This is a genomic window from Zoogloea sp., assembly GCF_023150065.1.
Lineage (GTDB): Bacteria > Pseudomonadota > Gammaproteobacteria > Burkholderiales > Rhodocyclaceae > Zoogloea.
In genome coordinates, this window is record NZ_JAKLLN010000005.1 from 110,851 (window position 1) to 125,793 (window position 14,943).

12 protein-coding genes are annotated in these 14,943 nt (G+C 64.7%); 4 read left to right on the forward strand and 8 right to left on the reverse strand.

All coding sequences use genetic code 11. The annotated features are described in order from the left end of the window. Positions 1-300 precede the first annotated feature (300 nt). Positions 301-1,002 (forward strand): lytic transglycosylase domain-containing protein, encoded by a 702-nt coding sequence (locus tag L6Q67_RS08310; protein WP_296567973.1) that lies wholly within the window; start codon positions 301-303, stop codon positions 1,000-1,002. Positions 1,003-1,067: 65 nt separating this feature from the next. On the opposite strand, the gene L6Q67_RS08315 is transcribed toward L6Q67_RS08310, so the two are convergent. Together L6Q67_RS08315 and L6Q67_RS08320 are read right to left on the reverse strand one after the other, a co-directional pair. Then, a complete protein-coding gene (locus L6Q67_RS08315) occupies positions 1,068-2,231 on the reverse strand; it encodes a pyridoxal phosphate-dependent aminotransferase (protein WP_296567975.1) in 1,164 nt (387 codons plus the stop codon). 87 nt (positions 2,232-2,318) lie between these two features. Further along, positions 2,319-4,175, reverse strand: coding sequence for a phosphoenolpyruvate carboxykinase (GTP) (locus L6Q67_RS08320; RefSeq protein WP_296567981.1), 1,857 nt, complete (start codon positions 4,173-4,175; stop codon positions 2,319-2,321). A 284-nt stretch (positions 4,176-4,459) separates the two neighbouring features. Here L6Q67_RS08320 and L6Q67_RS08325 point away from each other — a divergent pair, with 284 nt between their 5' ends. The 3 genes from L6Q67_RS08325 (at position 4,460) to pbpG (ending at position 9,301) form a co-directional block, all read left to right on the forward strand. Further along, positions 4,460-6,727, forward strand: coding sequence for an NADP-dependent malic enzyme (locus tag L6Q67_RS08325; RefSeq protein ID WP_296567983.1), 2,268 nt, complete (start codon positions 4,460-4,462; stop codon positions 6,725-6,727). Positions 6,728-6,795: 68 nt separating this feature from the next. Continuing rightward, positions 6,796-7,935, forward strand: coding sequence for a patatin-like phospholipase family protein (locus L6Q67_RS08330; RefSeq protein ID WP_296567985.1), 1,140 nt, complete (start codon positions 6,796-6,798; stop codon positions 7,933-7,935). A 265-nt stretch (positions 7,936-8,200) separates the two neighbouring features. Continuing rightward, entirely contained in the window at positions 8,201-9,301 is a 1,101-nt protein-coding gene (pbpG, locus tag L6Q67_RS08335; protein WP_296567987.1) for a D-alanyl-D-alanine endopeptidase, read from the forward strand. A 97-nt stretch (positions 9,302-9,398) separates the two neighbouring features. Here the strand turns inward: pbpG and L6Q67_RS08340 are convergent, their stop codons facing one another. The 6 genes from L6Q67_RS08340 to L6Q67_RS08365 all read right to left on the reverse strand — a co-directional run bounded on the left by L6Q67_RS08340 (position 9,399) and on the right by L6Q67_RS08365 (position 14,934). Next, complete coding sequence (locus L6Q67_RS08340; protein WP_296567990.1) at positions 9,399-10,130, reverse strand: IclR family transcriptional regulator; 732 nt, start codon at positions 10,128-10,130, stop codon at positions 9,399-9,401. Positions 10,131-10,283: 153 nt separating this feature from the next. Next, entirely contained in the window at positions 10,284-11,225 is a 942-nt protein-coding gene (locus L6Q67_RS08345; RefSeq protein WP_296567992.1) for a nucleoside recognition domain-containing protein, read from the reverse strand. A 105-nt stretch (positions 11,226-11,330) separates the two neighbouring features. After that, complete coding sequence (locus L6Q67_RS08350; protein WP_296567994.1) at positions 11,331-12,065, reverse strand: LrgB family protein; 735 nt, start codon at positions 12,063-12,065, stop codon at positions 11,331-11,333. Further along, entirely contained in the window at positions 12,062-12,415 is a 354-nt protein-coding gene (locus L6Q67_RS08355; protein WP_296567996.1) for a CidA/LrgA family protein, read from the reverse strand. Before L6Q67_RS08355 ends, L6Q67_RS08350 begins: the two co-directional genes overlap by 4 nt. A gap of 140 nt (positions 12,416-12,555) precedes the next feature. Continuing rightward, entirely contained in the window at positions 12,556-13,659 is a 1,104-nt protein-coding gene (locus L6Q67_RS08360; RefSeq protein ID WP_296567998.1) for a TRAP transporter substrate-binding protein, read from the reverse strand. Positions 13,660-13,836: 177 nt separating this feature from the next. Continuing rightward, the gene (locus L6Q67_RS08365) at positions 13,837-14,934 is read right to left on the reverse strand and encodes a TRAP transporter substrate-binding protein (protein ID WP_296568000.1); all 1,098 of its coding nucleotides are present in this window, start codon (positions 14,932-14,934) and stop codon (positions 13,837-13,839) included. Positions 14,935-14,943: the final 9 nt, after the last annotated feature.

The window sequence follows — 14,943 nt, forward strand, 5'->3', positions numbered from 1 at the left end:
TTTGTTACATGTCCGTGTCGACACCGCCGCATGACCAGACTTCTTCCCTCTGGTTACTGACCGTCCCAAGGTCTGGGTTCGACACATTTTTTGGCACGCTGTCTGGTTGCGTCAGCGTGTTTGGATCAACCCCTGGCGACCTGGTTTCCGAATGCCGTCGGCTGTTTTGATTGCCGACGCGTTGAACCTGCCCCTGCTGTCCTGAGGTGTCAGGCGATACAAGCGAGCTGTCTGCATCCTTCCTGGAGGTTGCGGGCTTTCGTGTGCGTTCGTGGGCCGTGGCCACAGAAAGGAGAGCCCATGTTCGCAACTCGTATCACGAAGTACGCACGTCACGCGGCTTCATTCATGCTTCACTTCGCCCACGGCGGTCTTCTCGTCGCTGGTTTGATCGTTACCCTTTTTGTCGCGTCCCGTATCGCGAATCATGGTGTTCAGGGGCTTTCCCTGGGCAGTTTTACCGAGGAAGCACCGGTTGCTGCGCTGGTTGAGGATGTGGAGCCCGAAGTGCTCCAGGTGTCCGAAGGTGCAGCCGCAAAGCTCAGCCCCGACCTGCAGCGGGTCAAGGTTTATATCGCCAAGCGTTACCAGGTCTCTGCAGTCGCCCTCGAGCCGCTGCTGGCCTCTGCCCAGCAGACCGGGCGCAGTGTAGGCGTCGATCCGCTCCTGCTGGTGGCCGTGATGGCCATTGAGTCGCGCTTCAATCCCTTCGCCGAGAGCCCCATGGGCGCCCAGGGCCTGATGCAGGTCATTCCGAAGTGGCACCCGGACAAGGTGGACGTGAAGTCCGACCGGGCTGCCCTGTTCGATCCGCAGACCAACATCCGCGTTGGTGCCCTGGTGCTCAAGGAGTACATCCAGACCACGGGTTCCGTCGAGCGGGCCTTGCAGCAGTACAACGGTTCCAGTGACCCTGCCACGCCCTACGCGAACAAGGTCATGGCTGTGAAGGCTGCGCTGGCCCAGGCGGCCCGCAGCGGTAGCCGGTTCGTTGGCGCCTGACACGCGCAACGTTCCGGGGGAAGAGAGAAACCCGCCTTCGTGGCGGGTTTTTTTACGTCTGTCGGTCAGAGCCTGCAGAGCACCCGGCCGATGCGGTCGGCGGCCTCCCGCAGGCGGGCCTCGTCGGTGGTGTAGGCGATGCGCAGGTGGCGCTCGGGGGCGTTGTCGCCGAAGTCCAGGCCCGGCGTGGTGGCTACGCCGGCTTCCTCGATGAGTCGATGGGCCAGGGTTTCGCTGCTGTCGGCGAGCCTGGAGATGTCGGCGTAGAGATAGAAGGCGCCCTGGGGCTCGGTGGCGAACTGGAAGCCGATCTGGCGCAGGGCGGGCAGCAGGGCGTTGCGGCGGTCGGCAAAGGCGTGACGGCGTTCTTCCAGGATGTCCAGGGTGCCGGGAGCAAACGCCGCCAGCGCGGCGTGCTGGGCGGGGGTGGAGGGGGAGATGAAGAAGTGCTGGGCGAGCTTCTCGATGTCCCGCACGTAGGCCTCCGGGACAACCATCCAGCCCAGACGCCAGCCGGTCATGCCGAAATATTTGGAGAAGCTGTTCACCACAAACACGTCGTCGAGCCGTGAGAGGGCCGTGCAGGCATCGACGCCGTAGTTGAGGCCCTGGTAGATCTCGTCTACGAGCAGCACACCGCCCCGGGCGCGCACGCTGTGGTGGAGGGCGACGATCTCGTCGAGGCTGAGCAGGGTGCCGGTGGGGTTGGCGGGGGAGGCCACCATCAGGCCCCGGGTGCGGGGCGTCCAGGCGGCTTCCAGCTGGGCCGGAGTGGGCTGGAAGCGGGTGCCGGCATCCACCGGCAAGGCCACCGGCTTTCCCTCGAAGCTGCGTACCAGATGCCGGTTGGAGGGGTAGCCCGGGTCGGGCAGCAGCCATTCGTCGCCAGGGTTGGTGAGGACCCCCAGGGCGAGCATCAGGGCGCCGGATGCGCCGGGGGTGATGATGATGCGTTCCGGGGCCACCTGGGCACCGAAGCGGTCGGCGTAGAAGCGCGACAGGGCTTCCCGCAGGGCGGTGAGCCCCAGGGCGGGGGTGTAGTGCACGTGCCCGCCGGCGAGGAAGCGCTGGCCGGCCTCGACGATGGGGGCGGGGCTGGGGAAGTCGGGCTCGCCGACTTCCAGGTGGATGATGTCCCGACCCGCTGCGGCAAGCTCGTGGGCGCGCTTGAGGATCTCCATCACGTGGAAGGGCTGGATGTCGGCCATGCGGTGGGCGATGCGGGTCATGGGTGGGGCCTCGTCAGTCAAAAAACAAAAAGCGCCGATCGCTCGGCGCTTTTTGCGGTTCCGGAGCAGCCGGTGGCTGCCGCGAAATTACACCGTCAGGGACAGCTCGAACAGTTCGCGCTTGAGCATGAACTGCTTGGGCAGGCGGTCCTGGAGCTTGTCGAACCACTCCTTGTGGCCGGCCAACTCGGTCTTCCAGGCTTCGGCGTCGATCTTGATGAGTTTGTCGAACTCTTCCTTGGTCACGTCGGAGCCGGTCCAGTCGATGTCTTCGTACTGGGGCATCCAGCCGAGGGCGTTCTCGGTGGCATGGACACGGCCGCGGACGCGATCGACAACCCACTTCAGGACGCGCATGTTCTCGCCGAAGCCGGGCCACATGAACTCGCCCTTCTCGTTCATGCGGAACCAGTTGACGCAGAAGATGCCGGGGGCCTGATCAACGGTGTGACCCATCTTCAGCCAGTGGTTGAAGTAGTCACCCATGTGGTAGCCGCAGAAGGGCAGCATGGCGAAGGGGTCGCGACGGACCACGCCCTGGGCGCCGAAGGCGGCAGCGGTGGTCTCGGAGCCGAGGGTGGCCGCCATGTAGACGCCGTAGTTCCAGTTGAAGGCCTGGTACACCAGCGGCACGGTGGTGGCGCGACGGCCGCCGAAGATGAAGGCGGAGATGGGCACGCCGGCGGGGTCTTCCCACTTGGGGTCGATGGACGGGCACTGGCTGGCCGGGGCGGTGAAGCGGGAGTTCGGGTGGGCGGCCTTGCGACCGGTTTCCTTGGCGATCTCCGGGGTCCAGTCCTTGCCTTGCCAGTCGATCAGGTGAGCCGGAGCTTCCTTGGTCATGCCTTCCCACCACACGTCACCGTCGTCGGTCAGGGCGACGTTGGTGAAGATGATGTTTTCCTTGAGGGTGGCCAGGGCGTTGTAGTTGGTCTTCTCGGAGGTGCCGGGGGCAACACCGAAGAAACCGGCTTCCGGGTTGATGGCGTAGAAGCGGGTGGTGCCGTCGGCTTCCTTGCGCGGCTTGATCCAGGCGATGTCGTCGCCGACGGTGGAGATCTTCCAGCCATCGAAGGACTTCGGCGGGATCAGCATGGCGAAGTTGGTCTTGCCGCAGGCGGACGGGAAGGCGGCGGCGACGTAGGTCTTTTCGCCGGTGGGGCTTTCCACGCCGAGGATCAGCATGTGCTCGGCCAGCCAGCCTTCGTCGCGGGCCATGTTGGAGGCGATGCGCAGGGCGAAGCACTTCTTGCCGAGCAGGGCGTTGCCGCCGTAGCCGGAGCCGTAGGACCAGATCTCGCGGGTCTCGGGGTAGTGAACGATGTACTTGGTGGTCGGGTTGCAGGGCCAGGCGGAGTCCTTCTCGCCATGGCCGAGGGGGGCGCCCACGGTGTGCACGCAGGGCACGAACTCGCCATCGGTGCCGAGCACGTCATACACGGCCTTGCCCATGCGGGTCATGGTGCGCATGTTGGTGACCACGTAGGGGCTGTCGGAGATCTCGACGCCGATGTGGGCGATGGGAGAGCCGAGGGGGCCCATGGAGAACGGGATCACGTACAGGGTGCGACCGTGCATGCAGCCCTTGAACAGTTCGTTCAGGGTCTTGCGCATCTTGGCCGGGTCTTCCCAGTTGTTGGTCGGGCCGGCGTCGTCCTTGTTGGCCGAGCAGATGTAGGTGCGGTCTTCGACGCGCGCCACATCGGAGGGGTCGGAACAGGCGAGGTAGGAGTTCTTGCGCTTTTCCGGGTTCAGCTTGATCAGCATCCCGGCTTCGACCATTTCAGCGCACAGGCGGTCGTATTCTTCTTGCGAGCCATCACACCAGACAACACGATCGGGTTCGCACAGGGCGGCGATCTCGCCGACCCACTGCTTCAGTTTCTGGTTCTTGACGTAGGCGGGCGCGGCAGCAATGGCGGCTTCGGCAATGCTTTGAGACATCTGACGATTCTCCAGGACGTTACGGATGCGTTGTTTCATGTTGCCGGCTTGGGAGTCCTGCCGGCTGGGCAATCGCGTCTTTGGGCCACCAGGGCGCGGCGCGTATTATTGGAGTCAATCGGGGCAAACCCCGAAAGAGCTAGCCTGTAATTATGCCACGGCTCGGACCTCGGAGTCACCCGACCGTCAAGGCCGGATGCTGTGGATGTCACGAATTGTCGTAAATGCCGTTTGGCCCGATGATGGCCACACACGTACACAACCTAACGGAGAGGGACAACACGATGGATGAGCAGATTCGCCAGGCCGCACTCGAGTATCACCGCCTGCCCAAGCCCGGGAAAATCTCTATCGCGCCGACCAAGGCGCTGACCAACCAGCAGGATCTGTCGCTGGCCTATTCCCCCGGGGTGGCCGCGGCCTGTGATGCGATCGTCGAGGATCCGGCCGAGGCCGCCAGCCTCACCTCCCGCAGCAACCTGATCGGCGTCGTCACCAACGGCACGGCCGTGCTCGGCCTGGGCAACATCGGCCCGCTGGCGGCCAAGCCGGTGATGGAGGGCAAGGGGGTGCTGTTCAAGAAGTTCGCCGGCATCGATGTGTTCGATCTGGAGATCGACGAGCCGGACGCGGACAAGCTGATCGACATGATCGCGGCCCTGGAGCCCACCTTCGGCGGCATCAACCTCGAGGACATCAAGGCGCCGGAGTGCTTCTACATCGAGAGCAAGCTGCGCGAGCGGATGAAGATCCCGGTCTTCCATGATGACCAGCACGGCACCGCCATCGTGGTGGGCGCGGCCATCCTGAATGGCCTGCATCTGCTGGGCAAGGACCTGAGCACGGTCAAGCTGGTGACCTCCGGCGCCGGCGCGGCGGCCCTGGCCTGCCTGGATCTGTTGGTGATGCTGGGTGTGCCGGTGGCAAACATCTGGGTGACCGACATCGAGGGCGTGGTCTATGAAGGGCGCACGACCCTGATGGACCCGATCAAGGCCCGTTACGCCAAGAAGACCGACGCACGCAAGCTGGGCGAGATCATCGAGGGCGCCGATGTGTTCCTCGGCCTGTCAGCGGGTGGCGTGATGAAGCCTGAAATGGTGGCGAAGATGGCCTCCCGGCCCCTCATCATGGCCCTGGCCAACCCGACCCCCGAGATCCTGCCCGAAGAGGTCAAGAAGGTGCGCGACGACGCCCTGATGGCCACCGGCCGTTCGGATTATCCGAACCAGGTCAACAACGTGCTGTGCTTCCCCTTCATCTTCCGGGGGGCGCTGGACGTGGGGGCCACCACCATCACCGACCAGATGAAGCTGGCCGCGGTCAAGGCGATTGCCGAGCTGGCCCGCGCCGAGGCCTCCGACATCGTGGCCGCGGCCTATGGCGAGAAGGTGTCGGGTTTCGGCCCGGAGTACATCATTCCCAAGCCCTTCGATCCCCGTCTGATCGTCAAGATCGCCCCGGAGGTGGCCCGTGCGGCCATGGAGTCCGGCGTGGCGACGCGGCCCATCACCGATTTCGAGGCTTACCGCCAGCAGCTCAACAACTTCGTGTGGCAGTCCGGCCTGGTCATGAAGCCGGTGTTCCAGGCGGCCAAGCGGGCGCCCAAACGCATCATTTTCTCCGAGGGTGAGGCCGAGCGCGTGCTGCGCGCCGTGCAGACGGTGGTGGACGAAGGTCTGTGCCGCCCCATCCTGATCGGCCGCCCCGAAGTGGTGGCTGCCAACGTCGAGCGCTTCGGCCTGCGGCTGCGCCCGGAGCTGGACTACGAGATGGTCAATCCGGACTCCGATCCGCGCTATGACCAGCTGTGGAGCCACTATCACTCGTTGATGGAGCGCAAGGGGGTGTCGGTGGATTACGCCAAGCGCGAGGTGCGCCGCCGCGCCACGCTGCTGGGGGCCCTGCTGCTCAAGTTCGGCTACGGTGACGGGATGATCTGTGGCACCTATGGCATGCACGGCCTGCATCTCAAGTTCATCGAGACGGTGCTGGGCCGCCAGAAGGGGGTGCGCAACTTCTACACCATGAACCTGTTGTCCCTGCCGGGCCGCACGGTGTTCCTGTGTGATACCTACGTGAACTACGATCCGACCCCCGAGCAGGTGGTGGAGATGACCCGCCTGGCGGCAGACGAGGTGCGGCGCTTCGGCATCCAGCCGCGGGTTGCCCTGCTGTCCCATTCCAGCTTCGGCACCGATAACTCGCCGACGGCCGAGAAGATGCGCAAGGCCCTGGTGATGCTCCATGCCGAACACCAGGATCTGAACGTTGAAGGCGAGATGCACGGTGATGCTGCCCTGGACGCGGACATCCGCAGGCAGATCTTCCCCAACGCCAAGATGAAGGACGATGCCAACCTGCTGATCTTCCCGACCCTGGATGCCGCCAACATCGCCTTCAACCTGCTCAAGACAGCGGCCGGCGAAGGCATGACCATCGGTCCGATCCTGCTCGGTTCGGCCAAGCCGGTGCACATCCTGACGCCCACCGCCACGGTGCGGCGGATCATCAACATGACGGCGCTGACGGTGGTCGAAGCCGGTCGCTGAGCGTCACACCCTCAGCCCTTTCATCCCGCTGCCGTTAAACTCCGTGAAACACTTCACGGAGGGGCGGGATGGATGAGGGCAGGGCGGCGCTGGTTCTGACGGGCGGTGGGGCGCGGGCGGCTTATCAGGTCGGTGTCCTCATTGCCATCCGGGATGTCTGGGGCAAGCGCCCCGGCAATCCCTTTCCCATCCTGTGCGGTACTTCGGCGGGGGCCGTCAATGCGGTGGCCCTGGCGGTGTTCTCTGCCAACTTCGACGAGGCCGTGCGCAAGCTGGCCTACATCTGGCGCAATTTCCGGGTCGATCACGTCTATCGCGCCGATACTCTGGCGATTGCCGAGTCGGTGATGCGCTGGGGGTCGGCCATCTTCCTGGGCTGGCTGATCCATCAGTCGCCCCGCGCCCTGCTCGACAACTCTCCCCTGCGTGCCCTGCTGGAGGCCCAGCTCGACTTCGGCGCCATCGATCAGGCCATCTCGGCGGGCCATCTGCAGGCCATTTCGATTACCGCCTCGGGCTATACCTCGGGTGAGAGCCTGGCCTTCTTCCAGGGCAGTGAAGACCTGCAACCCTGGCGGCGGGCCCAGCGCATCGGTGTGCGCACCCAGCTGAAGGTCGAGCATCTGCTGGCCTCTAGCGCCATTCCCTTCGTGTTTCCGGCGGTGCGGATCAACCGCGAGTATTTCGGCGACGGCTCCATGCGCCAGCTCGCCCCCATCAGCCCGGCCATCCATCTCGGGGCTGACCGCATCCTGGTGATCGCGGGGGGGCGCCGGTCGGAAGAGGCACGCCAGCGCACCGACGCTTATCCCTCACCGGCCCAGGTGGCCGGTCACGCGTTATCGAGCATCTTTCTCGATGGTCTGGCGATGGATCTGGAGCGGCTGGAGCGGATCAATGCCACGGTGGGGGCGTTGACGCCCGAGCAGCGACTCGCCAGCGGCATTCCCCTGAAGCCGATCGAGACGCTGGTGATTGCGCCTTCCCAGCGACTCGACTATCTTGCGACCCGCCATCGCGCGGCGTTGCCGCGGGCCCTGAGGCTCGTCCTGCGCGGCGTTGGTGCAACGCGCAAGAACGGATCAGTACTGCTCTCCTATCTGCTTTTCGAACGGGCTTACACCCGCTCGTTGATGGAGTTGGGGTATCGGGATGCCATGAGCCGCCGAGCCGAGCTTGCCCGCTTTCTGCGTGTGGAGGGCACCTGAGCGCCGGGCCCCCGGGCGTAGTGGCATCAAAGATGTAAAGGTCGCAAAAAAATCATTCACAAAAAACTTCAGATATTTAAAATAACCCATTATTTTGAATAGAAGTCTGCCGTTAAGAACAGGCAGGCTTTGAACACACATCAGGGATGTCCGGTTTCCGCTCGATCCTGAATCGAGACGATGCAGCCGGCGCGGAACCGTAGCCCTGAAGAATTTGCAATTTCGGAAGCCTCCCGCTTCCGGCTCACGATCCAGTTTTGAAACCATGAAAATCCGTAATACCGTACTGGCCGTATTGAGCGTTTTTGCCCTGGCTTCCGTGGCCGCGGGCAGTGCCCATGCTGCTGCGCAGCGTGGCGCTGCCAAGAAGGCTCCCGTCGCCAAGGTCGCCACCAAGAAGGTTTCCGCCGCCAAGGCCGAGAAATCCACGCGGGTGGCCAAGGTTGCGCCTGAGAAGGTGGACAGGCAGGCCAAGTCCCGGGACGGTGGCCGACTGGCTGCCGTCAAGGGTCGTCAGCACCTGGCCGCGGCAGCCGTGGCGTCCCGTGCCGTGCCGGCGGTGAGTGCCGAGGTGGATAACGACGGCAATCCGCTGCTCCACTCCGCCGCCTTCATGATTGCCGATCAGGCCACCGGCAACGTGATCCTCGAGAAGAACTCCGACGCCGTGCTGCCCATCGCCTCCATCACCAAGCTGATGACGGCCATGGTGGTGCTGGACGCCCGCCTGGGTCTTGGGGATCTCATCACCATTGCCCACGAAGACGTGGACACCCTGCGTGGCAGCAGCTCCCACGTGCCCGTTGGTACCGAGCTGGCGCGGGAGGACATGCTGCGCCTGGCCCTGATGTCGTCCGAGAACCGGGCTTCGGCCGCGCTGGCTCGCACCTATCCGGGCGGTACCCATGCCTTCATCCAGGCCATGAACCGCAAGGCGGCATCCTTGGGGCTGCGGGATACGCGCTTCTCCGACAGCACCGGCCTCAATTCGGCCAATGTGTCGAGCGCCCGCGATCTGGTCAAGATGGTCTCCGCTGCCTCCCGTTACCCGCTGATCCGCGAGTTTTCGACCACCGCCAACTACGTGGTCTACCTCAACGGTCGTCCGCGTCAGTTCAACAACACCAATGCGCTGGTCAGCAGTCCCGACTGGCAGATCGGTGTTTCGAAGACCGGCTTCATCAACGAGTCGGGCAAGTGCCTGGTGATGCAGGCCTGGCTGCTCAACAAACCGATGATCATCGTGCTGCTCGATTCCTTGGGGCGCTTCACTCGGGTGGCGGATGCCCAGCGGGTCAAGCGCTGGCTGGAGAGCGCCGCGGCCCAGCAGAAGCTGGCGGCGCAGGTGCGCGGTCCGGCGACCTGAGCCCTGTATCCCTGATTCCTGTCTAACCCCACAATGAATGAAGGGCGCCGCTGGCGCCCTTCATTCATTGTTTTCGGCGTGCCGTGCCCCGGTGGGCTCAGCGTCCTGGCGGAGGCTGATAGCCGAGGGCATTGGAGATCTCGTCGGCGGTCTGCCGGATGAGCGGTGCCCAGTCAGGGTCGAAGCGCTCGGCGGGTGTCGACAGGGACAGACCTGCCACCAGTTCGCCACTGTCGTCACGGATGCCCGCGGCAATGCAGCGGACACCGTTTTCCACTTCGTCCAGATCGTAGGCCACGCCATGGCGGCGCACCTTGTCGAGCTCTTTTTCAAGGGCCGACAGGGTGGTGATGGAGGTGGGCGTGGTGCCTGGTAGGCTGGTGCGGCGGGCGTATTCCTTGACTTTCTGGGGGCCGTCCTCGACCAGGAAGAGTTTGCCGGTGGCGGTGGTGTGCAGGGGGGCCCGGGCGCCGACGATGTGGACCACGCGCACGGAGGAGCGACCGCTGGAGGTGCGCTCCACATACACGATCTCGTCTCCGGCACGGATACCGAGATTCACGCTCTCGCCCGTGGTGGCGTGCAGCTTGAGCATCGCCGCCATGGCCGTCTCCCGCAGGGAAATCCGCGATTTGACCAGGCTGCCAAGTTCGAGGAGGCGGATGCCAAGGCGATACACGCCGGCGTCACTGCGTTCGACAAAGCCGCTGCCGGTCATGGCGCCCAGGATACGGTGGGCCGTGGACGGGTGCAGCCCGGTTTCCGCCGCGAGCTGCTTGAGCGGAACAGGGTCGGGGTGCCGGGCCAGGACGTCGAGCAGCGTCATCATGCGCTCAATGACCTGGATCGGATTCTTCGCGGGTTCTTGCGTGGACAACGGATTTTCTGCCAGTGAATCAGGGATGGCGGATGTTAGCGCAGGTCTGCTCATTTCGCCTAGTGAAATGCCGCGCCGCCGCAAAAGGCGTGTGATGGAGTCGACTCAAGCAACCAGACCGTGACCTGCCATGCGCACCAGGATGCCCACGCCCGCCCCCAGGGCGGCGGGCTTCCAGACGTCGGCGACACGTCTACCAGCGGAGATCAGCACCGCCACACCGGGAATGTCCAGGGGATGGATCAGCAGCCCTGCAGCTACGCCGTTGAGGGTGGCGGCACTGGCTGTGCCGGCGCGGATCATCTCGTCCATGATGCCCATCATCGCCGTGCCCCCGGCAAGGTATTTGGTGAGCGTGGGCAGGATCAGGCCGGGGTCGGCGCCGATGCCCAGCAGCAGGGGAGAGAGCAGTGTGGTCAGGGCGTCCAGGGCGCCCAGGCGGCGCAGGGCCAGCACCACGGTGAGGGACAGGACCAGCATCGGAATGGCGCCGACGGCGATCTTGAAGGCCTCTGCGCCGGCCCGGTTGATTACGTCGAGCACGCCCTTGGCGTTATCGGCCACCGGATGATGAAGGGTTTCATCCACCGGGCGTTCTGCCACCGAGAGGCTGCGGCCGAAGCCATAGTAGGTAGCTGCCGCTGCCGCCAGCCCCCCGACCAGTGACCAGCCGAGCACGACACCGAAATGCAGGCCCATGGCGGCCATGGGCATGGACACATTGGCCTGGGCCATGGCCATCACCATGGCCAGCGTGGCGGCCAGGTGCCGGCTGGAGGCACCCCGCTGGTCCATCATCGCCAGGGTGGCCACCGGGGCGGCGAAGCTGACGAAGTTGATCTGCAGGGCGGCAAACACGCCCAGGCCGGTGAGGCCCAGCGGGCGCAGGCTGGGGGCCAGGCGGGCGACCACCCAGTCGAGCACCCCCCGGGCTTCGAGCAGGCGCATCAGTGACAGCATCACCACCATGACCGGCAGCAGGACAAAGAAGGACAGTTCGACCGCAGAGCGGCCAGCACGCAGGATGACGTCGATCAGCAGATCCATGGTTGCAGTGCAGCAAAAGGCAGACGGCCCTGATTATCGGGGCCGGAGCGGACTGCTACAAGCTGGGGGAACCCTGGTTGACCTCACGTCACTGCGTAAAGCGCACTACCGGATGATGGCGGCCATCAAGGGCAGCAGCCACGGTAGTGTGATGGCGGTGAACAGGCCATTCAACCCCATGGCGAGGGCGGCGAAGGCGCCGGTCTGCTCGCTGAGCTGAAATGCCCGGGCCGTACCGATGCCGTGGGACGCCAGGCCGAGGGCAAAGCCGACGCTGGCCTCATCCTTCACGCCGACCCGCTTGAGGATGCCGTCGGCAAAGATCGCCCCGAAGATGCCGGTGAGGATGACGAAGACCGCTGTCAGGGAGGCCAGGCCGCCGAGACGTTCGGCGATACCCATGGCGATGGGGGTGGTGACCGATTTGGGGGCGAGGGACGCGACGGTGGGGGCGCTGGCACCGAGCAGGGAGCCGATGGCATAGGCGGACAGGCCGGCAGTCAGCGAGCCGATCATCAGGGCGATCACCAGGGGGCCGGCCATGCTGACCAGTCTTTTCAGCTGGCTGTGCAGCGGGATGGCAAGGGCCACGGTGGTGGGGCCGAGCAGAAAATGGACGAACTGGGCGCCGTCGAAGTAGCGCTGGTAGGGTGTGCCGGTGAGCAGCAGCAGCGCTACGAGGATGCTCACCGAGATCAGCACCGGATTGGCGGCCGGATGCCCGCCTGCCCGGCGGTGCAGGGCGATGGCCAGGATATAGACGGCGAGGGTGAGGGTGAGCCACAGCAGGGGCTGGGCAGAGAGATAGACCCAGATCTCGGTCATGGCGTCGCCGTTCATCGGGGGCTCCCGGAGCGGTGACGGGTCAGAAAGTGCAGGCTCAGCCCGGTGGCGAGCAGGCCGAGCAGGGTACTGGCGACCAGGGCTACGGCGATGGGCCAGGCCTCGTCGGCGAGCCGTCCGGCGTGGAGCATCACGCCGGTGCCTGCGGGTACGAACATCAGGGACAGGTGTTGCAGCAGGGTGCCGGAGGTGCCGCGCAAGGCGTCGTCGGGGCCGCCCCGCAGCACCAGCCAGACGAGCAGCAGAGCCATGCCGATGACCGGGCCCGGAACGGGCAGGTGAAGGGCGACGCGCAGGGTTTCGCCGGCGAGCTGGAAGGCGAGGAGCAGGGCGATGGCTTGGATCATGAAAAGGGCTTTCCGAGGCGCAGTAAGCCGTCATCCTCGCAAAAAATGTCCAGCTTGTCCCGGGGCGGGCGCTGGGCAGGGGGTTAACGCAAAAGGGGCCGTGCCATGCACGACCCCTTTGGACAGGCTGTGGAAGCGGCTTACTTCTTGGCCTTGGCGCTCGCGCTGCGGGCCGCCTGCATGAAGTTGTCGTAGCGGTTTTCGGCTACGGAGAACCACTGCAGTTGCTCGTCGCGGAATTTCTTCCAGGCTTCGTAGATCTTCTTGAACTTGGGGTTGGCGGCGGCGGTTTCCTCGTAGAGATCATGGGCGGCCTTGTAGGCGGCAGCCATGACCTCATTGGGGAAGGGGCGCAGCTGGGTGCCGGAGCCAACCAGTTGCTTCAGGGCGGTCGGGTTCTTGGCGTCGTAGCGGGCCTGCATTTCGGCGTGGGCGTACAGGCAGGCGTCTTCCAGGATGGTCTGGTATTCCTTGGGCAGGGAGGCCCACTGCTTGGCGTTCACGTAGAGGGAGATCTGCGGGCCGCCTTCCCAGAAACCCGGGTAGTAGTAGTACTTGGCCACCTTGTTGAAGCCGAGCTTCAGGTCGTCGTAGGGGCCGATCCATTCGGCGGCATCGATGGTGCCTTTCTCGAGGGCGGGGTAGATGTCGCCGCCCGGGATCTGCTGGGGCACCACGCCGAGCTTGGCCAGCACCTGGCCGGCAAAGCCGCCGCAGCGGAACTTGAGACCCTTCAGATCTTCGACGGACTTGATCTCCTTGCGGAACCAGCCGCCCATCTGGGCACCGGTGTTGCCACAGGGGATGTTGTGGATGTTGTAGTCCTTGAAGAACTCCCGGAACAGCTCGAGGCCGCCGCCTTCCATCATCCAGGCGGTCTGCTGGCGGCTGTTGAGGCCGAAGGGCACTGCGGTGTCGAAGGCGAACGTGGGGTCTTTGCCGATGAAGTAGTAGGAGCAGGTGTGGCCGACTTCGACGGTGCCATCCTTGACAGCATCCATTACGCCCGGGCCCGGGACGATTTCACCCGCCGCGAAGACCTGGATCTGGAACTTGCCACCAGTGGCGGCGGCTACACGCTTGGCCATCACATCGGCGCCGCCGTAGATGGTGTCGAGGGATTTCGGGAAGCTGGAGGCCAGGCGCCACTTGATGGTGGGCAGTTCGGCAGCGAGGGCAGGAGCTGCCACTGCACCGGCGGCTACGCCGACACCGGCCTTCTTGATGAATGAACGTCGTTCCACTTTGTCTCCTCTGGGAATCTCTACGAAAGGTGGGCTGATTATTCATGACCCCCCAGACCCCGCACAGTCTGGAAAACCCTATGCTGCCTTGCGCAAATTCGCCGCGTGTCCGACAGCCGGGCTGAACGTGGCGAGGGCGGCCTGAGCCGCCCCCCGAACGCCTTGATGGCGTGGGCCTTACTTGCGGCCCTTGCCGGTGCGGGCCGCCTGCATGAAGTTGTCGAAGCGATTCTCGGCCACTGCGAACCACTGCAGCTGGTCGTCGCGGAATTTCTTCCAGGGCTCGTAGATCTTCTTGAACCTGGGGTTCTTGGCCGCGGTTTCCTCGTAGAGCTCCGTGGCGATCTTGTAGCCGGCGGCCATCATCTCGTGGGGGAAGGGGCGCAACTGGGTGCCGGAGCCGATCAGCTGCTTGAGGGCTGTCGGGTTCTTGACGTCGTAGGCCGCCTGCATCTCGGCGTGGGCATAGGCACAGGCGTCTTCCAGGATGGTCTGGTATTCCTTGGGCAGGGAGGCCCAGTGCTTGGCATTCACGTAGATCGACAGCTGGGGGCCACCTTCCCACCAGCCCGGGTAGTAATAGTATTTGGCGACCCGGTTGAACCCGAGCTTATGGTCATCGTAAGGGCCGATCCATTCGGTGGCGTCGATGGTGCCCTTCTCCAGAGCCGGATAGATGTCGGCGGGGGGGATCTGCTGGGGCACCACGCCCATGCGGGCCAGCACCTGCCCGGCAAAGCCGCCAACCCTGAACTTGAGACCCTTGAGGTCGTCGAGGTTCTTGATCTCCTTGCGGAACCAGCCGCCCATCTGGGTGCCGGTGTTGCCGCAGGGGATGTTGACGATGTTGTAGTCCTTGAAAAACTCGCGCATCAGCTCCAGGCCGCCGCCGTCGAACATCCAGGCGGTCTGCTGACGGCTGTTGAGGCCGAAGGGCAGGGCGGTGTCGAAGGCCAGGGCCGGGTCCTTGCCGATGTACCAATACGAGGCGGCATGCCCCATCTCGACGGTGCCGTCCTTGACCGCATCCAGGACGCCAGGGGTGGGCACGATCTCGCCAGCGGCAAACAGGCCGATCTGGAACTTGCCGCCGGTGGCCGCGGCGACGCGGCGGGCGACGGTCTCGGTGGCGCCATAGATGGCATCCAGGGTCTTCGGAAAGCCCGAGGCCAGGCGCCACTTGATGGTGGGCAGATCAGCCGCAAGGGCCGGGGCGGCCACGGCGCCGGCAGCGACGCCGGCCGTGGCTTGTTTCAGGAAACTACGCCGTTCCATGATGTGTCC